Below are 20310 nucleotides of genomic sequence, written 5' to 3'. Positions count from 1 at the left end.
CATATATAATATAATAATAGGTGGATATGACAGAACAGGTTAATCTTACAGGACAGTTGAAGCATTATTTCGGCTTCGATTCGTTTAAGGGTGATCAAGAGGCAATCATCAGAAATTTGATGAGTGGCAATGATACTTTTGTGTTGATGCCTACAGGTGGCGGTAAGAGTTTGTGTTACCAGTTGCCTTCGCTCATTATGGAGGGCACAGCTATTGTGATTTCTCCTCTGATTGCTTTGATGAAGAACCAGGTAGATGTTATTAATGGTTTGAGTGAAAGTGATGGCGTGGCTCATTATCTCAATTCATCATTGAATAAGTCGGCTATTGAGAAGGTGAAGAATGATATTCTCAATGGTACGACCAAACTCCTGTATGTTGCACCTGAATCTTTGACGAAAGAAGATAATGTTGAGTTCCTTAAAACAGTAAAGATTTCGTTCTATGCCATTGATGAGGCTCACTGTATCTCTGAGTGGGGACACGATTTCAGACCAGAGTATCGTCGTATTCGCCCTATTATTAACGAAATAGGTGTTGCACCTGTGATAGCGCTTACAGCTACTGCAACAGATAAGGTACGTACTGATATCAAGAAAAACTTAGGCATCATGGATGCCAAAGAATTCAAGAGTTCTTTTAACCGCCCTAACTTGTATTATGAGGTGCGCCCGAAGAACAAGGATATCGATCGTCAGATCATCATGTTTATTCGTCAACACAAAGGAAAGAGTGGTATTATCTATTGTCTCTCCCGTAAGAAAGTAGAGGAATTGGCAGAGGTATTGAAAGCCAATGAAATCAAAGCAGCTCCTTATCATGCCGGTCTTGATTCGGCTACCCGTTCTCAAACCCAGGATGATTTTCTGATGGAGCGTATTGATGTCATTGTTGCTACTATCGCCTTCGGAATGGGTATCGATAAACCTGATGTCCGTTTTGTTATTCATTATGATATACCCAAGAGCTTGGAAGGTTATTATCAGGAAACGGGTAGAGCTGGCCGTGATGGCGGTGAGGGCATCTGTATCGCCTTCTATGCCCGTAAAGACCTCAGAAAACTGGAGAAGTTTATGGAGAACAAACCTGTAGCAGAACAGGATATCGGCAGACAGTTGTTGCAGGAAACGGCTGCCTATGCAGAATCGTCTGTCTGTCGCAGAAAAATGTTGCTTCATTATTTTGGTGAGGAATATCATGAAGAAAACTGCCATAACTGCGACAACTGCCTGCATCCTACAGAAAAATTCGAGGCTAAGGATGCGCTGCTCGTTGTTTTGGAGTCTGTTGCTGCGGTGAAGGAGAATTTCCGCCAGGAATATATCATCGATTTTGTTAAGGGACGTGCTACTGATGATATCGTTTCTCACAAGCATGATGAACTGGAGGAGTTTGGAGCAGGAGAAGATATGGATGCTAAAGTTTGGAATCCTGTTATCCGTCAGGCGTTGATAGCCGGTTATCTCAAGAAAGATGTAGAGAACTATGGCCTTTTGAAGTTGACAGCTGCGGGTAAGCGTTTCATTAAGAATCCTGAATCATTCATGATCGTTGCCGATAAGGAATTCTCTGATGATTTTGATGGAGCGCCTCTGAGCGAGCATAATACAGGTGCTTTGGATCAGACACTTTTCTCCATGTTGAAAGACTTGCGTAAGACAGTAGCAAAGAAGCATAAATTGCCGCCTTATGTTATTTTCCAGGATATTTCTCTGGAACAGATGGCAACGATGTATCCTGTAGATATGCAGGAATTGCAGAACATACAGGGAGTTGGAGCCGGTAAGGCAAAGAGGTATGGTAAGGAGTTCTGTAAATTGATCAATCAGTATTGTGAAGAGAATCTGATAGAGCGTCCTGAGGAATTACGTGTCAGGACAGTTGCCAAGAAATCAGTCTTGAAGGTAAGCATCATTCAGAGCATAGACCGCCAGATAGATCTTGATGATTTGGCAGAAGCAAAAGGTTTGGATTTCTCAGAATTGCTTGACGAAATAGAGGCAATCGTTTACAGCGGTACCAAGCTGAATATCGATTATTTCATAGAGAAAGTTGTGGATGATGACCATGTAGATGACATCTACGATTACTTCATGGAGAGCGATACTGATGATTTGAATGCGGCTCAAGATGAATTGGGTGAAGACTACAATGAAGACGAAATTCGACTCGTCAGAATCAAGTTTTTGTCCGAACAAGCCAACTAATCACGTTAAATAGCATTAATAAGGTAAGATTTTCGTGAAAAGCGAACTCTATCTGAGAAATTATTGCTAAATTTGCACGCAATAAATTTTTAAAGGTTACAATATGTCATCATTTGTTGCAGATAAAATTGTAATGGACGGTCTCACTTACGACGACGTCCTTCTTATCCCTGCGTATTCAGAGGTACTACCAAAACAGGTAGAGTTGAAAACCAAGTTCTCTCGTAACATCGAGTTGAACGTTCCATTCGTTACAGCAGCGATGGACACCGTTACCGAGGCTTCAATGGCGATAGCTATCGCTCGTGAAGGTGGTATCGGTGTAATTCACAAGAACATGACCATTGAGGAGCAAGCTCGTCAGGTTGCTATTGTGAAGCGTGCTGAGAATGGTATGATTTATGACCCTGTCACCATCCGTCGTGGCAGTACAGTGAAGGATGCTCTTGATATGATGCATGATTATCATATCGGTGGTATTCCTGTGGTAGATGATGAAAATCATCTTGTAGGTATTGTTACCAACCGTGATCTTCGTTTTGAGCGCCACATGGACAAGAAGATTGATGAGGTAATGACTAGCAAGAATTTGGTTACCACTCACATCCAGACCGACTTGGTTGCTGCTGCTGCCATCCTGCAGGAGAATAAGATTGAGAAACTCCCTGTAGTTGACAACGAGAATCACCTGGTAGGTTTGATTACTTACAAGGACATCACAAAGGCTAAGGACAAACCTATGGCTTGCAAGGATGCCAAGGGACGTCTTCGTGTGGCTGCCGGTGTGGGTGTTACTGTAGATACATTGGATCGTGCCAAGGCTTTGGTTGAGGCTGGTGCTGATGCTATCGTTATCGATACTGCTCATGGTCACTCTAAGGGTGTAGTTGAGAAACTCAAGCAAGTTAAGGCTGCCTTCCCACAGGTAGATGTTGTGGTAGGTAATGTGGCTACTGGTGAGGCTGCCAAGTATTTGGTAGAGAATGGTGCTGATGGTGTTAAGGTAGGTATCGGTCCTGGTTCTATCTGTACTACTCGTGTGGTTGCCGGTGTTGGCGTTCCACAGTTGAGTGCTGTTTATGATGTATATTCTGCTCTTAAGGGTACTGGTGTGCCTTTGATAGCTGATGGCGGTCTTCGTTACTCAGGTGATGTAGTGAAGGCTTTGGCTGCCGGTGGTAGCTGCGTCATGATCGGTTCTTTGGTTGCAGGTACTGAGGAGAGTCCTGGTGATACCATTATCTTCAATGGCCGTAAGTTTAAGAGCTATCGTGGTATGGGTTCTTTGGAGGCTATGGAACAGAAGAATGGTTCTAAGGACCGTTACTTCCAGGGTGATACCAAGGATGTCAAGAAATTGGTTCCAGAGGGTATTGCTGGTCGTGTGCCTTACAAGGGAACTGTCCAGGAGGTCATCTACCAGCTGATTGGTGGTTTGCGTTCTGGTATGGGATATTGCGGTGCTGCTACCATCGAGAACTTGCACAATGCCAAGTTCGCTCGTATCACAAATGCAGGTGTGTTGGAGAGTCATCCACATGATATCACTATCACTAGTGAGGCTCCTAACTATAGCCGTCCTGAATAATATAATTAGGAAATATGAAGTTTTATGCACTTATAGCGGCAATGCTCCTTTCGGGGAGCATTGCTTTTGCTCATACCGACCCAATTGTTATGATTATTGATGGTCAATCTGTCAAGAAGTCGGAATTTGAGTACTTTTATCAGAAAAATCATTTGGGAAATACGGTTGATTCTAAAAGTGTCAAGGTGTTTACCGATGGCTTTGTTGATTATAAGCTGAAAGTGCAAGCTGCTAAGGAGGCTCATCTCGATACTTTGCCTAATATCAGGCGTGTGTTGAAACGATATGATGATGTCGAGTCATGCGAGTTGATGCCCGATAAAGGCAGTGTTCATGTTGCACATATCCTCTTGAGATTGGGACAGAAAGCATCTTACCAGGAACAGGAGGTGGTGGAAAGAAGAATCGATTCTATTTATCAGGCTCTTTGTAAAGGTGCAGATTTTGCAGACCTGGCAAAAAAGTGTTCTGATGATAACGGGTCTGCGGTCAATGGGGGGACTTTGGCATGGTTTACAAAAGGTCAGACTGTGCAGGCTTTTGAAAAAGTAGCTTTCTCTCTGCGAAAGGGTGAGATTAGTAGACCGTTTATGTCTGAGTTTGGTTATCATATCGTCAAGTTGCTGGATAAACATGATGATGGTAATCAGAAAAAATATTTTGCTGATGCTAAGGTAGAAAATTGGCGGGGAACCTACCAGCAGCAGGAGGAAGTAGAAAACCTTTTGCTGAATGAAATCTGCCAGCGTAATATTTGGGATAAGGCTGCTGCTGATAAAAAAGGTCTGGCTGCCTTCTATGCCAAGAATAAGAAAAAATACAAATGGGAAATGAAGCGCCTGAAGAAGATGAAGGTTAATCTGCCCCGGAATGGCGAATACCCGGATGTGGTACTTGCTGACTATCAAGACTCGTTAGAGAAACAATGGGTCGCACAATTGAAGAAGAAATATAAGGTGGTGGTTTTCCATAGCATGTTGACCACTCTCAATATACATTAATATATTATAGAAACAATACATGAATACTGGATATAAAATGACAATGGCATTTATAGCCCTGCTGATGATAGTAGGAATAAGTGCTAGTGCAACAAGAGCAAGCCGTAGTGCTTTGGCTCATGAGGCTGATTCTGCAAATATCAAGCAACAAGCTGCTGCCGATTCTCAGAAAATCAATGAGGGTAGTGTGGTTGATGAGGTAATTTGGGTTGTCGGCGATGAGGCTATCCTGAAGTCAGACGTCGAGGTAACCCGTTTGCAGGCTGAGGCTGAAGGTATTAAATATACTGGTGACCCAGACTGTTCTATTCCTGAGCAGATTGCCGTTCAGAAACTGTTTCTCCATCAGGCAGCTATCGATAGTATCGAAGTATCTGAGTCAGAAGTCATGAATGGTATCGACGAACAGATCAACAGTTGGGTTTCCATGATTGGTTCTCGTGAAAAACTGGAGGAGTATCGCAAGCAAAGTATCACCCAGATGCGCCAGCAGATGCATGATGATTTCAAAAACCAACAGCTGATTCAGAAGATGAAGCAGGAACTGGTGAAGGATATCAAGGTGTCTCCAGCTCAGGTACGTAAATACTTTAAGGATTTACCTGCCGACAGTATCCCTTTTGTTCCTACAGAGGTAGAGGTTGAGATTCTTACCATGCAGCCACGTATTCCTCTTGAGGAGATTAACCGTGTGAAAAATCAGTTGCGTGAGTTTACTGACCGTGTGAATAAGGGTGAGACTTCTTTTGCTACTTTGGCTCGTCTTTATTCTGAGGATCCGGGTTCAGCCCGTATGGGTGGCGAGATGGATTATATCGGTAGAGGTATGTTGGATCCTGCGTTTGCAAATGTAGCATTCAATCTTACCGATCCTAAGAAAATCTCAAAGATTGTTGAGTCTGAGTTTGGTTATCATATCATCCAGTTGATTGATAAGCGTGGTGATAAGATTAAGTGTCGCCATATCCTGCTCAAGCCTCAGGTTTCTCAAGATGCTATTGATAAGTCTATTGGCCGTCTGGATTCTATCGGTAATGATATCCGTGCCGCTAAGTTTACCTTTGAGCAGGCTGTTGAAGCATTGTCTGATGATAAGGATACCCGCAACAACAAGGGTTTGATGGCCAATGTTACTCCTGACCAGTCAAGAACTTCCCGCTTCCAGATGAAGGATCTGCCTACCGAGGTTGCCCGTACGGTAGATACAATGAAGGTAGGTGAGGTTTCTGCACCTTTCACGATGGTGAATTCCAAGGGTAAAACCACTTGTGCTCTGGTAAAACTGGTAAGTCGTGTTGACGGACATAGAGCTACTATTACCGAAGATTTTCAGGTGATGAAGGATGTAGTGTTGGCTAAGGAGCGTGCCCAGACCTTGCACGATTGGGTAGTCAATAAAATCAAGCACACTTATGTTCGTATGAACGATCGCTATAAGGATTGTAAGTTTGAATATCAAGGTTGGATTAAATGATAAATAAAAGATTAAATAATCATATCAGAGGGCATAGAATCATATCGGTTATGGTTCTATGCCTGTTTGGGTTTTGTCTGATGCAAGCCATGCAGGCTCCAAAGAAGCATGCCAGAAAACGCCCTCATGGTGACCGCGTATATCTTTTGCATGCAGATGAATTGTACTATGATATGTTCGGTAATAATCCTGATGCCCAAATATTGAAAGGTAAGGTCTCTTTCTTGCATCAGGGCAGTCATCTTACCTGTGACAGCGCGTATTTCTATCAGGCTTCTAATTCCGTGAAAGCTTTCGGACATGTTCATTACCGGCAGGGAGACACCTTGTCACTCACTTGTGATAGAGCAGAGTATGATGGGCAGATGCAGATGATGAGAGCACGCAAGAATGTGGTCTTGCATCATCGTCGGCAGACTTTGCGTACTGATAGCTTGGATTTCGACCGCTTGTATAATATGGCAAACTTCTTTGACGGCGGAACGCTGATTGATGGTAAGGATAAGCTGGTTGCCGATTGGGGTGAGTATCATACCGAAACGCGTGAGGCTAAGTTTGTCTATAATGTCAAGTTGCGCAGCGGCAAGGATGTTGTTACCACCGATACTTTGTATTACGATGTCCGTAAGTCAAAGGCTCACATGGTAGGACCTTCTAAGATTGTTTCCGGTGCAAGTGTTGTCAAGACAGAAGACGGATATTATGATACCAAGACCGATAGAGCACAGCTTTACGGCCGTTCTACGGTTATGGATAAAGACAAGACGCTTACGGGTGATACGCTCTATTATGTAAAGGATGGGGAGAGTACCGGATATGGCAATGTGGTTTATGTAGACAAGAAAAATAAAAATTCCCTTACTTGCAATTATCTGCGTTACAACGAGAAAACCGGTAATGGCTTTGCCACCCGCAATCCTGTAGCAATCGACTATTCGCAGAAAGATACCCTTTGGGTTCATTCTGATACCATGCGTATCAATACCTTCCATATCAATACCGATTCGGTGTACCGTAAGGTGCATGCTTATCCTAAGGTCCGTGCCTATCGTCTGGATATGCAGGCCATCTGCGATTCCTTGGTTTTCAATTCTCAGGATTCTTGCATGACCATGTATAAGGATCCTATCGTCTGGAATGGAAACCGTCAGTTGCTGGGCGAGAAGATTCTGGTCTTCATGAACGACTCTACCGTTCGTTTTGCCCATGTCATCGGACAGGCACTGTCTGTAGAGCAGATGCCGGATAGTGTTCATTTCAATCAGATCAGCTCTTCTGAGATGAAATCTTACTTTGAAAAAGGTGAGATTAAACAAGGAGAGTCTATCGGTAATGTGCAGACCATCTATTATATGACGGATGATAAGGACAGTTCGCTCATTGGCTTGAATTATCTGGAGACCGATACCATGCGCATGTATATGGGACCGGGCAGGAAGATGGAGAAAATCTGGACCAATAAGTTTACGTCTACCATGTATCCTATGACGCAGATTCCGCCGGCAAAATATAAACTTAACAATTTTGCCTGGTTCGAGGACTTGCGTCCTAAAGATAAGAATGATATCTTTGTATGGCGTGGTAAATCCAAGGGCTCCGAACTCAAGAAAATTAAGCGTCATGAAGCTCCACTTCAGAAACTGACTGACTGATTATAATGAAGCATCATTTTCTTATATGATTAATATTTAGAGATGAGTGATATTATTCAACTTTTACCCGATTCTGTTGCCAATCAGATAGCAGCAGGTGAGGTTATACAGCGTCCGGCTTCAGTTATCAAGGAGCTGGTCGAAAATGCAGTCGATGCGGGTGCCAGGAATATCCATGTCACGGTTACCGATGCTGGCCGTACCAACATCCAGGTGATAGATGATGGAAAAGGTATGTCTGAAACCGATGCTCGTTTGGCTTTCGAACGTCATTCTACTTCCAAAATCCGTAAGGCTGATGATTTGTTTGCTCTTCGCACCATGGGCTTCCGTGGCGAAGCTTTGGCATCAATAGCTGCTGTGGCTCAGGTAGAACTGAAGTCACGACAGGCTACCGACGAGATAGGAACCCTGATACAGATTTCTGGTTCCCGATATGAGAAACAGGAGCCATGCTCCTGTGCTGTGGGAAGCATCTTCTCTGTCAGCAATATCTTTTATAATGTACCCGCGCGAAGAAAGTTCCTGAAGTCCAATTCTACAGAGTTGAACAATATTCTGACGGCTTTCGAGCGGATTGCATTGGTAAATCCTCAAATCACCTTTACTTTACATAGCAATGGTACCGAAGTATTCAATTTGCGTGCCGCTAATTTGCGTCAGCGCATTCTCGATGTCTTCGGCAAGCGTTTCAATCAGGAACTCCTGCCGGTAAATGTAGAAACCACTATGTGTAAGGTGTCTGGATTTGTGGGCAAACCGGAATCTGCCAGAAAGAAAGGTGTGCATCAGTTCTTCTTTGTCAACGGGAGATACATGAAACATCCTTATTTCAATAAGGCTGTGATGGCAGCTTATGACCGTCTGGTTCCTCAGGGTGAACAGGTGCCTTACTTTCTGTATTTTGATGTAGACCCGAAGGATATTGATGTGAATATCCATCCTACGAAGACTGAAATCAAATTCGAGAATGAGCAGGCTATCTGGCAAATCCTCTCGGCTTCGGTCAAGGAGTCCATCGGTATGTTCAATGATGTACCTACCATTGATTTCGATACCGAGGATAAACCGGACATCCCTGTTTACAATCCTGAGATGAGTACGGCTGCTGCGGCACCGAAGATCAGTTTGAATCCTGGTTATAATCCGTTCAAGTCTTCCTCTTCCACGGGAGCAGTCCCTATGGGAGCAGGCTTCTCTGTTCCTAAGTCGAAACCTCAGGTGGATGAAAAATGGGAACAGCTTTATGAAGGACTCAAAGATCAGGATGATGTGCAGGGGATGGAGCAGACCATGGTGTTTTCCGATGATTCTAGTCAGGATAATACGCCAGACAGTATCATTGCAGAGAAATCGCCAGCCCATTATCAGTATAAAGGTAAGTATATCATGACTGCGGTAAAATCGGGATTGATGATTATCGACCAGCATCGTGCCCATGTGCGTGTCTTGTTCGAACAGTATTTGCGCCAGTTGGCTGACCGGACCTTTCATTCACAGAAAGTCCTCTTTCCTGAGGTTGTGCAGTTCCCGATGTCAGAGAAGGTAATCTTTGAAAAGATCCTGCCTGAAATGGAATCGATGGGCTTTGAACTGGAAGATCTTGGAGGCGGAAGCTATGCCGTTAATTCAGTTCCTGGCGGACTTGAAGGATTGAATCCTCTTAAACTGGTACAGGACATGGTTTCTTCTGCAGTAGAAAAGGGCGTATCAGCCATTGATGAAATCAATCAGACTTTGGCTTTGAGTCTGGCTCGCCAGGCTGCAATACCTCAGGGGCAGATATTGAGTAATGAAGAGATGGAGGGGCTGGTGAATGATCTTTTTGCCTGCCAGAATGTCAATTATACGCCCGACGGAAAGTCGGTACTTTGTATCCTCCGTCAGCAGGAAATTGAGCATCTTTTAGGTTAAAAGCGAGGAAAAATCCCGTTTTTCTTAAAAAAGTTAACGAAAAATGCTATTTTTTTTAGAAAATGAAGGTTATTTCAAAAAATAGTATTATCTTTGCTCCGTCATTCAGAAGGTATATATATATATAAATTGATTTTTAAATTATAAAGTTATGAAAAAGTTATTAGCAGTGCTAGCATTGGCTAGCGTAACAATGGGCAGTATGGCTCAGGATGCAGCAACTACTGAGAAGTATAGCGTTGCAACAAATTCTTTCTGGAGCAATTGGTTTGTTCAGGCAAACGTTGCTGGTTCTGCATTCTGGGGCAACCAGGAAGAGGGCAATGGTTTCTCTAAGAGCCCACTCAAGGGTTTCAGAAACAATCTCGGTTTCTCTGTTGCTGTAGGTAAGTGGTTCACACCAGGTCTCGGTCTCCGTACCAAGTTCAATGGCGCTTGGGGCCGTACAGTAGTTTCTGAGAATAAGTCAACAAATGCAAATAAGTATTGGACTTTGAATGAGCAGGTTTTGTTCAATGTTAGCAATATGTTGTGTGGTTACAACGAGGCTCGTGTTTGGGATTGCATCCCTTACGCAGGTTTTGGTATTAACCGTAACATGAGCGCTAACTGCTATGCTCCTGTAGTTGGTGTTGGTATCTTGAACGAGTTCAAGATCAATAAGAAGTGGGCTGTCAACCTCGATGTAAACTATGCATTAGGTGCTAGCGACTATGATGGTTACACAGGTGTATTGGCAGGTGCTAAGCCTAGCACATCTCGCTCTATCGACAACGTGATTGCAAGACACGACCGTTCTTTGAATGTTGAGGTCGGTGTTACATACAACTTGGGTAAGGCTACTTGGAACAAGGTTCCAGATGTTGACGCTATCAACGCTCTTCATCAGTCAGAACTCGACGCTCTCAATGCTAAGTTGAACGATGCTAATGCAGAGAACGACCGTTTGAAGAATCTCTTGAACAATCAGAAGTCTGTAGAGGAAAAGGCAGTTAAGGAGTATGTTGCTACTCCAGTTTCTGTATTCTTCAACATCGGCAAGTCTAAGGTTGCTTCTAAGAAGGATCTCGTAAACGTACAGGCTCTCGCTCAGTATGCTAAGGACAACAACGCTAAGTTGGTAGTTAACGGTTATGCTGACAGCGCTACTGGTTCTGCAGCTGTTAACCAGAAGATTTCTAAGGCTCGTGCTGAGAAGGTAGCTGATGAGCTCGTTAAGTTGGGTGTTGCTAAGGAGAACATCGTAGTTAAGGCTAACGGTGGTGTTAAGGATTTGACTCCTGCTTCTTACAACCGTCGTGCAACTGTTCAGGTTGGTGAGTAATTATACAGTATATATAATATAAGGTATAAAAATAGAATAGGGCATTCTTCCTCGTGAAGAATGCCTTTTTTGTTTCTTTGAATTTCTTAAAAAGAACTTTTCTTTCTCAATAAGTACCTTTTGGGGTTGAAAGAGGTTTGGCTGTCCCATCGTAAGTACTTTCTCTTGGTTGGCTGTTTTTGGCAATTGAAATGCAAAAACTGACCGTTTCTACCCTGAAAATTGAGGAAAAACACCAGAAAATGCACTTTTTTGAAGAAAAAACGAAAAAAGTTGCTGAAAAATTTGGTGGAACCAAAAAATAGTCGTACCTTTGCAACCGCTTACGAAAAGTAAGGGCGCTTAGCTCAGCTGGTTTAGAGCATCTGCCTTACAAGCAGAGGGTCGGCGGTTCGAATCCGTCAGCGCCCACGGGGGTGTTCCCTGTGATTCACTTTTGTGGTTGCAGGGACTTTTTTTAGAGGGCGTTTAGCTCAGCTGGTTTAGAGCATCTGCCTTACAAGCAGAGGGTCGGCGGTTCGAATCCGTCAACGCCCACAATGGTGAAGGTCTTTCAACAAATGTTGAGAGACCTTTTTTTTATGCTTTTAAATTATTTTATCACTATTTTCTCTGTTTTCTCACGATAATTCATTAATTTTGCACCCTATATATATAATACGTATTGTTATGAATTTAGATTTATTGACTGCCATATCACCAATTGATGGTCGTTATAGGGGAAAAACAGAGCAGCTCGCTAACTACTTCTCAGAGTATGCTCTCATTCGTTATCGTGTACGCGTAGAGATTGAATACTTCATTACTCTATGCGAGTTACCTTTGCCACAGCTTGCTTCTTTCGACAAGTCGCTGTTCGAACGTCTGCGTGACATTTATCGTAATTTTGACGAAAATGAAGCACAGCGCGTAAAAGACATCGAGAAGATTACCAATCACGATGTAAAGGCTGTAGAGTATTTTATCAAGGAAGAATTCGATAAGATCGGAGGCCTGGATGCTTACAAGGAATTTATCCATTTCGGTTTGACATCTCAGGATATCAACAACACAAGTGTGCCTCTCTCTGTAAAGGAGGCTTTGGAAGAGTGCTTCTATCCACAGGTAGAAGAGCTGATTGCACAACTCCAGACTTATGCTGATGAGTGGAAGGATGTGCCTATGCTGGCTAAGACTCACGGACAGCCTGCTTCACCTACCCGCCTGGGCAAGGAAATCATGGTTTATGTTTACCGTCTTACCGAGCAGCTTAATTCGCTCAAGGCTTGCAAGATTACAGCTAAGTTCGGTGGTGCTACCGGTAACTACAATGCTCACCATGTAGCTTATCCACAGTATGACTGGAAAGCATTCGGTAACAAGTTTGTCAGCGAAAAACTCGGTTTGGAACGCGAGCAGTATACCACACAGATCAGTAACTATGACTACCTTGGCGCTATCTTTGACGCCATCCGTCGTATAAACACCATTATCATCGACTTAGACCGTGACTTCTGGATGTATATCTCTATGGATTACTTCAAGCAGAAGATCAAGGCAGGTGAGGTAGGCTCAAGTGCGATGCCTCACAAGGTGAATCCTATCGATTATGAGAACAGTGAAGGTAACCTGGGCATAGCCAATGCCATTCTTCAGTTCCTGGCACAGAAACTTCCGGTTAGCCGCTTGCAGCGCGACCTTACTGACAGTACCGTACTCCGTAACATCGGTGTGCCTCTCGGTCATAGCGTCATTGCTATCCAGAGTACATTGAAGGGCTTGCGTAAACTGATTCTTCACGAGGAGAAACTGCAGGAAGATTTGAATAATACATGGGCAGTTGTAGCTGAGGCTATCCAGACTATCCTTCGCCGTGAGGCATATCCACATCCTTACGAGGCATTGAAGGCGTTGACACGTACCAACCAGCACATGACTGAGGAAACTATTCATGAGTTTATCCAGGGATTGAATGTGAGTGATAGTGTTAAGGCAGAACTGATGGCAATCACACCAAGCAATTATACAGGTATCTAATATACACAAAGGAATTTTGTAGTTTTAGTACATATATATATAAGTAAAAATTAGATTTATTAACCCAGCCGTGAGGCTATTAAGTATTTTAAGAAAATGGATTCAGAATTTGAAAACAAACCTCAAGATCAGTCTTCTGAGAATGAGAGAACCCGTGAGGGCTACAACCCAGCAGGTGGTTATCAGAAGAGTTATCGACCAGTAGGTCGCACACAGCGTCCTCGTATCAATTCACATCGCGCATACAGCAGCGACAGAAGTAGCAGTAACAGCGAAGGCGGTTTCCGTCCTGAAGGTTTCGGCGCTGGCTTGCAGAGTACAGGCAGCAGCGAGCGTCCACAGCGCAGCAGCTATCAGAGCCGTGGTGGTTATGGTAACAGCAACCGTGGTGGCTACCAGCCACGTCAGCAGGGAGGCTATCAGTCTCGTCCTCAGCAGGGTGGCTATCGTCCTCGTTACAACAATAATGATGAACAGGGTGGTTATCAGCCTCGTCAGCAGGGTGGCTATCAGCCACGCCAGCAGGGCGGCTACCAGTCTCGTTCTCAGCAGGGTGGTTATGGCAACAACCGTGGTGGTTATGGTCGTCCACAGGGTGGCGGCTATGGCAACAACCGTGGTGGCGGCTATGGTCGTCCTCAGCAGGGTGGTTATGGCAACAACCGTGGCGGTTATGGCCGTCCACAGGGTGGTGGCTATGGCAACAACCGTGGTGGCGGTTTCCGTCAGCACACTCCTGGTTACGATCCAAATGCTAAGTATAGCATGAAGAAGCGTATCGAATATAAGGAGGAGAACATCGACCCAACAGAGCCATTGCGCTTGAACAAGTTCCTCGCCAATGCTGGTGTATGCTCTCGCCGTGAGGCTGATGAGTTCATCCAGGCTGGTCTGGTAACTGTCAATGGTGAGGTAGTTACCGAGTTGGGTACCAAGATCCTTCGTACCGATGAGGTGAAGTTCCACGACGCTCCTGTAACTTTGGAGAAGAAGGTATACGTATTGCTCAACAAGCCAAAGGATTATGTTACAACCAGCGATGATCCTCAGCAGCGCAAGACTGTGATGGACCTCGTAAAGGATGTTTGTCCTGAGCGTATCTATCCTGTAGGTCGTCTCGACCGTAATACAACAGGTGTACTTCTCTTGACCAACGATGGTGACCTGGCTTCTAAGCTTACTCACCCTAAGTTCCTGAAGAAGAAGGTTTATCACGTTCACCTCGATAAGAACCTGACAGCTCACGATATGGATCAGATCCGTGAGGGTATCACCTTGGAAGATGGTGAGATCAAGGCAGATGCTGTAGAGTATGCTGATGATCGCGACAAGGCACAGGTTGGCATCGAGATTCATAGTGGCAAGAACCGTATCGTGCGCCGTATCTTCGAGAGCCTCGGCTATCGTGTTACCAAGCTCGACCGCGTACAGTTCGCAGGTTTGACTAAGAAAAATCTCCGTCGCGGTGACTGGCGCTTCCTTACTGAGAAGGAGGTAGACATGCTCCGCATGGGTGCTTTTGAATAAGGATAATAAGATATAATAAGAAAGGAGACTATCTGTTTAGTCTCCTTTTTAACCTATTAATTAACAATGGAAAAAGTAAAAAGAACTAAAGTTGTAGACTTGCTCAAGAGTACAGCCTACGGCTCAATCGTGAATGTCAAGGGATGGGTTCGTACCCATCGTAGTAGCAAAGCAGTCGATTTTATCGCTCTTAACGATGGTTCTACTATTAATAATATTCAGATAGTAGTCGACCCATCAAAGGTCGATGAGAATCAGCTCCGTCAGATTACTACCGGTGCTTGTATCAGCGCCGTAGGTACGCTGGTAGAAAGCCAGGGTGCCGGACAGAGTGTTGAGATCCAGTGCGAGAGCATCGAAATTTACGGTCTCTGCGGCAGCGACTATCCTATGCAGAAGAAGGGACAGAGCTTCGAATACATGCGTCAGTATGCTCACCTCCGTCTCCGTACCAATACCTTTGGTGCCGTGATGCGTATCCGCCATAACATGGCAATGGCTATCCACACCTACTTCCATGAGCATGGATATTTCTATTTCAATACTCCGCTCATCACAGCCAGCGACTGTGAGGGTGCTGGACAGATGTTCCAGGTAACTACCAAGAATCTCTACAATCTGAAGAAGACCGAGGATGGCAAGATTGACTATTCTGATGATTTCTTCGGCAAGCAGACTTCATTGACCGTTTCCGGTCAGTTGGAGGGTGAGCTCGGTGCTACAGCACTCGGCGCCATCTACACCTTCGGTCCAACCTTCCGTGCAGAGAACAGTAATACTCCTCGCCACCTGGCTGAGTTCTGGATGGTAGAGCCAGAGGTTGCTTTCCTGGATATGGATGGTTTGATGGAGTTGGAGGAAGACTTCATCAAGTATTGTATCCGTTGGGCACTGGAGCATTGCAAGGACGATCTTGCTTTCTTGAACAAGATGATAGACAAGGGGCTGATTGCCCGTCTGGAAGGCGTATTGAATTCCGACTTCGTTCATCTTCCATATACCGAGGGTATCCGCATCCTTCAGGAGGCTATTGCCAACGGCAAGAAGTTTGAGTTCCCATGCGAGTGGGGTGATGACCTGGCTTCAGAGCATGAGCGTTTCCTCGTAGAGGAGCACTTCAAGCGCCCGGTTATCATGACCAACTATCCTAAGGCTATCAAGGCATTCTATATGAAGATAGACGAGGAGGAGAGTGGTTTCGGTGGCAAGAGCGGTCAGACCGTTCAGGGTACCGACGTACTGTTCCCACAGATTGGTGAGATTATCGGTGGTTCTGTCCGTGAGGAGAGCTATGACAAGCTGATGGGTGAGATTGAGGCTCGCAACATCCCTATGAAGGATATGAACTGGTATCTCGATACCCGTAAGTATGGTTCATGCCCACACGCAGGTTTCGGTCTCGGTTTTGAGCGTCTGATTCTCTTCGTAACCGGTATGCAGAATATCCGCGACGTGATTCCATTCCCACGTACACCAAAGAACGCAGAATTCTAGAATAAAAAAATGAAGCCTGTTTCGATGTCCTTCGAAACAGGCTTCATTGCTCTTCGCAAGTACTTGCGATGGTCAACGCAGCTACTTGCGTCTGCTTACGGATATATGGTGAAAGCCCCGACTGCAGAACAGCAGTCGGGGCTTAGGCTTAATATCTCTCTATACTCTGCTCATCTAGCAAAAAATCGAAGAGTCCAATCGTGACGACACCATCATCATCAATCTTTCTCTTAATATCATCTTTCACAACAATTACTTTTCTAAAATTGTCAGCGATATTTATAAGAGAACGACGCTCCTGTTTCTCTTTTTCCTTAGTTGGCATATTAAAAGCCGACTGAACATACACACGTTCGGCCCCATTATTTACTACAAAATCAACTTCTAGTTTACTACGTTTTCTTTTTCCATTCTCGTTCGTTGTCCAACATTCAACTAAACCGACATCAACCAAGTAACCTCGCATTCTTAGTTCATTATAAATGACATTTTCCATAATATGTGTTTCTTCTTGTTGTCTGAGATTCAATACTATATTTCTTAATCCCAAATCACAAAAATAATATTTAGTCTCTGTACCAATATACTTTCTACCTTTAACATCATACCTGAGAGCCTCTTCTATAAGAAAAGCATCCTGTATGTCTGAGATGTATTCATTAATTGTCTTATCAGTTATTTGTAATTGACTTACAGATTGAAAGGTATTACAAATCCTGGTCGGATTAGTAGAAGAGCCTATTCCTGATGCTAAAATACGCACAAGTTCACGTAACCCCTCTGGCACTTTAATTTTATTACGCTCTACAATATCCTTAATATATGTCACTTCATAAATATCCCTAAGATAGCTACGTTTGGCTCTTTCTGTATCTAAAGACAAAATCTGGGGAAGTCCTCCAAAAGTATAGTAGTCTTTCCACGCTTGCGAGCGTTCTCCGCCCACAGCACCATAATATTCAGAAAACGACAACGGCCAAATTCTTATTTCCTGTCCTCTTCCACGGAATTCGGTAACAACATCTTTGGACAGGAACTTCGAGTTAGAACCTGATACATAAACTTCAGTATTAGGAGTATGCATTAGGCTAAGCAATACTCCTATAAAATCATCAACAAGTTGAATTTCATCAAGAAAAATAAAATTTGTTTTGCCATCACTTTTTATACGAGAATCAAGATAATCAAGCAAAGCATCAGGATCACAAAGTTTGCGATTACGTCTATCATCAAGAGACACTTCTATCAGATGCCCTTCATCTACCCCATGCTGCAAAAGGTACTGATGAAAGATTTGGAACAGCAAAAAGGACTTTCCACATCTTCTTCCACCAGTTACTATTTTTACTAGTCCATTACCTTGACCAGCCACCAACATATCCAAATATTTCTGCCGAGTTATAATCATTGTATTCCGATTTTTTGTGCAGTTGCACAGATTTTCGGAACAAAGATAAGAAATACTGCTGAAAATCAGCTACTAAAGCATCAATAATTAAGAATAATTATCATTTGAAAGAAAAACGGGGCACCCCTGAGGATGCCCCGCCACCAATTAAAATAATTGATTGTCGCATTATAAACTTACCGTACTACTTAGCGATCATGATCGTTACACGGTTCTCTGCGTTTTCTGCAAAAGGCTGCACACGTGCACCCTTAGATTTTTCTGTAATGCGCTCAGAAGGTATATTATATTTCTTTGTCAGCATCCAAACCACAGCTGCTGCTCGCTTGCCAGCAATGCGGTCGTTGATGACGTCATTGCCTGTACCCTTGTCAGCATAGTATATGAAGATAGACGAGGAGGAGAGTGGTTTCGGTGGCAAGAGTGGTCAGACCGTTCAGGGTACCGATTGCCCACACGCAGGTTTCTATAAAAGTTTATAATTTGATTGTTATTACATAATCAAACATCATGCGAAGAATCATTCTTCACTCTTATCAAAATAACAGCCCTTGATGCTCAACTCCATTGGCTTTTCTGAAGCATTTGAGTATATGTTGATGAACTTTCTAAAAGAACCGTTCAAAAAGCCATTTCCATCATATACTACAATGATAGAATCATACTCGCCTGGCATCAAAGGCTGTGGATTGAATTTGACTTGTGTGCAACCACAATCGCTCTCAGCCTTGTATATGACAAGTGGAGACTTGCCTGCATTCTTGTACTTGAAAGCGTATCTTTTCGTTTCCTTTTCTCGATATTCTCCAAAATCATGTTCTTTCTCAAGAAAGGCTATTGAATTTATAGCACTTGTTGCATCATTGGCAGCCCCTTGTTTAGAAGGTTGACTGCAACATGTGGCAAGCGCAAGGATAGCTAGCAAGAGAATGGCAGAAATATATTTACCAAACATTTTCATATACATAGGCTTGTTCATACTTTATTTAGCAATCATGATAGAAACACGGTTCATGTTATTCTCAGCAAATGGCTGAACACGAGCACCCTTTGATTCCTCTGTGATGCGCTCAGCAGGAATGCCATAGCGCTTCTCCAACATCCAGACAACGGCAGCAGCACGCTTAGCAGCGATGCGGTCGTTGATGCGCTCGTTACCAGTACCCTTGTCAGCATAGCCGGTTACTACAACCTTTGCCTCTGGGTTCTTTCCAAGGTAGTCAACCACCTCACGGATCTTAGCCTCCTCAGCAGGAGCAATCTTGTAAGAATTGATGGTGAAGAAGATGTCACGGCGAATCTCCTCTACCTTCTTCTCTACAGGAGCTGGCTTAGGCTCTGGCTTAGGAGCTACATATTCCTGCTTAGGAGCTGGTGCCGGAGCAGGTTCCTCTACCGGCTTAGCCTTCTTGGTATAGCTCTTGCCCAGGTTGATGCGTACACCTGCCAGTGCATTGAAGTACCAGTCAGGGTTATCTGCCTTCTTAGAGTTGTACTTGTCTGAAATCATGTTGGCATTGCCTTCGAGCATGATGCTCACAGCCTTGCTTACCTTGAATTCCAGATCGATACCGGCTCTGCCGTATGGGCGAACCTTCTTTCCCTGCCAGAGATATTCCAGGTTGTAGTCGTTGAGGTTCTCAAGTGTGGCAGCGATGTCGTTTATCTCTTGGTTGCCGCCAGCCCAGTTGATACCACCGCCAGCGAAAGCACTTATATTAAACACACGGTTCGGGTTCCAGCCACAGAAAAGGTTGGAGAGGTTGAACATGAAATCTACACCAGGAGCTATATATTTAAACTTATATTTGGCGTTGTAAGGCTTTTCTCCCACTTTGGAGCGGAAACCTGCCCAGCCGCCCTTGCTCCAGAGTCCGTTCATCTGAGCACGGAGTCCGAAAACTGGAGAGAATTGATAGCCAATAGCTCCCTGAATATTAGGAGAGAGTAAGTCCTTGAACTTAGCCTCGCCCAGTGTATACTGTCCACCTCCCTGAATATCGAGGTAGAAGTGCTTCTTAAACTGATACTCATTGCCATCCTTGTCTGTATAGGTAGCCTGTGCCATGGAATTCATTCCTAAAGAAGCGAGAACGACTGTTGCCAATAAATATTTATATGATTTCATAATTCTCTAAAATTAGTTTTGAATTTTGGTACCACCCATGTTGTTTGAGTCAGTGATATTGTCAACAGTTGTCAAATACCATCTGTTGTCTTTGCGGATAGGTTTGAGATACAGAGAAATGCTGTTAGGTCTTGTATCGCCTGGCTTCTTTTCAAACAACAAGATATTAACTTTTACGATATTGTCTTTCTCCTCATTGAACACCAAACGGTCAACGGTGTATTTCACTCCCTGTGCATTGGCCAAGGCATTGCATTGACGCTTGACGAGTCCAGCAGGCAATGGTACAATATTGTTGCCATCTAGATAAGAAAGCATGGAAACAGCTGATTTGATGTCTTTTTGGTTGAGTTTGTCAATGAAGCTATTTACCAAGTACATAACTTCGGATGTGTCCTTGCCCGAAAAAGAATCAACAGGTTGAACGAGATATTGCTGCTCCAGCTGTTTCACGTTCTTTTCTTTTTGACCGCATGATGCGAACATCAAGGCAGCCAATCCGAAAATGAATAATACGATCTTTTTCATAATAATAAATGTTTATTAAGAATAAAAGGGGTGTCAATGAGTTGACACC

15 protein-coding genes and 2 tRNA genes are annotated in these 20310 nt (G+C 43.9%); 12 read left to right on the top strand and 5 right to left on the bottom strand.

Translation table 11 applies throughout. From position 1 onward, the window contains the following. The first annotated feature begins 26 nt into the window (after positions 1–26). The 12 genes from recQ (at position 27) to asnS (ending at position 16197) form a co-directional block, all read left to right on the top strand. On the top strand, positions 27–2207 hold the full coding sequence (gene recQ, locus KUA46_RS09865; RefSeq protein ID WP_218487585.1) for a DNA helicase RecQ: 2181 nt from the start codon (positions 27–29) through the stop codon (positions 2205–2207). A 103-nt stretch (positions 2208–2310) separates the two neighbouring features. Then, positions 2311–3795 carry an IMP dehydrogenase gene (guaB, locus tag KUA46_RS09860; RefSeq protein WP_153091329.1) on the top strand — a complete coding sequence of 495 codons (1485 nt, stop codon included), beginning with the start codon at positions 2311–2313 and terminating at the stop codon, positions 3793–3795. A gap of 14 nt (positions 3796–3809) precedes the next feature. Next, positions 3810–4796 (top strand): peptidylprolyl isomerase, encoded by a 987-nt coding sequence (locus tag KUA46_RS09855; RefSeq protein ID WP_153091331.1) that lies wholly within the window; start codon positions 3810–3812, stop codon positions 4794–4796. A 19-nt stretch (positions 4797–4815) separates the two neighbouring features. Next, on the top strand, positions 4816–6270 hold the full coding sequence (locus tag KUA46_RS09850) for a peptidylprolyl isomerase (RefSeq protein ID WP_217326013.1): 1455 nt from the start codon (positions 4816–4818) through the stop codon (positions 6268–6270). Next, a complete protein-coding gene (locus KUA46_RS09845; protein WP_217326014.1) occupies positions 6267–7922 on the top strand; it encodes an OstA-like protein in 1656 nt (551 codons plus the stop codon). Before KUA46_RS09850 ends, KUA46_RS09845 begins: the two co-directional genes overlap by 4 nt. A gap of 42 nt (positions 7923–7964) precedes the next feature. Beyond that, complete coding sequence (mutL, locus tag KUA46_RS09840; RefSeq protein ID WP_119229605.1) at positions 7965–9836, top strand: DNA mismatch repair endonuclease MutL; 1872 nt, start codon at positions 7965–7967, stop codon at positions 9834–9836. A gap of 151 nt (positions 9837–9987) precedes the next feature. After that, positions 9988–11160, top strand: a complete 1173-nt coding sequence (locus tag KUA46_RS09835) for an OmpA family protein (protein ID WP_217326015.1) — start codon at positions 9988–9990, stop codon at positions 11158–11160. Between the two features lie 336 nt (positions 11161–11496). After that, a tRNA-Val gene (locus KUA46_RS09830) sits at positions 11497–11571 on the top strand. Between the two features lie 51 nt (positions 11572–11622). Beyond that, positions 11623–11697 (top strand) — tRNA-Val (locus tag KUA46_RS09825). A 132-nt stretch (positions 11698–11829) separates the two neighbouring features. Beyond that, positions 11830–13176 (top strand): adenylosuccinate lyase, encoded by a 1347-nt coding sequence (purB, locus tag KUA46_RS09820; protein WP_022121328.1) that lies wholly within the window; start codon positions 11830–11832, stop codon positions 13174–13176. 96 nt (positions 13177–13272) lie between these two features. Next, on the top strand, positions 13273–14703 hold the full coding sequence (locus KUA46_RS09815) for a pseudouridine synthase (protein ID WP_022121329.1): 1431 nt from the start codon (positions 13273–13275) through the stop codon (positions 14701–14703). Between the two features lie 66 nt (positions 14704–14769). Further along, a complete protein-coding gene (gene asnS, locus KUA46_RS09810) occupies positions 14770–16197 on the top strand; it encodes an asparagine--tRNA ligase (RefSeq protein ID WP_117587394.1) in 1428 nt (475 codons plus the stop codon). A 148-nt stretch (positions 16198–16345) separates the two neighbouring features. Here the strand turns inward: asnS and KUA46_RS09805 are convergent, their stop codons facing one another. The 5 genes from KUA46_RS09805 to KUA46_RS09785 form a co-directional block, all read right to left on the bottom strand. Then, the gene (locus KUA46_RS09805) at positions 16346–17605 is read right to left on the bottom strand and encodes an ATP-binding protein (RefSeq protein ID WP_218487586.1); all 1260 of its coding nucleotides are present in this window, start codon (positions 17603–17605) and stop codon (positions 16346–16348) included. Between the two features lie 184 nt (positions 17606–17789). Then, on the bottom strand, positions 17790–18026 hold the full coding sequence (locus KUA46_RS09800; RefSeq protein WP_256625077.1) for a hypothetical protein: 237 nt from the start codon (positions 18024–18026) through the stop codon (positions 17790–17792). Between the two features lie 99 nt (positions 18027–18125). Further along, a complete protein-coding gene (locus KUA46_RS09795; protein WP_218487587.1) occupies positions 18126–18584 on the bottom strand; it encodes a DUF1573 domain-containing protein in 459 nt (152 codons plus the stop codon). Between the two features lie 3 nt (positions 18585–18587). After that, on the bottom strand, positions 18588–19733 hold the full coding sequence (locus KUA46_RS09790; RefSeq protein WP_218487588.1) for an OmpA family protein: 1146 nt from the start codon (positions 19731–19733) through the stop codon (positions 18588–18590). A gap of 12 nt (positions 19734–19745) precedes the next feature. Continuing rightward, entirely contained in the window at positions 19746–20261 is a 516-nt protein-coding gene (locus KUA46_RS09785; protein ID WP_218487589.1) for a hypothetical protein, read from the bottom strand. Positions 20262–20310: the final 49 nt, after the last annotated feature.

This window comes from Segatella copri, assembly GCF_019249765.2.
GTDB classification, from domain to species: Bacteria; Bacteroidota; Bacteroidia; order Bacteroidales; family Bacteroidaceae; genus Prevotella; species Prevotella copri_K.
This window is presented reverse-complemented; position numbering and strand designations above follow the sequence as displayed.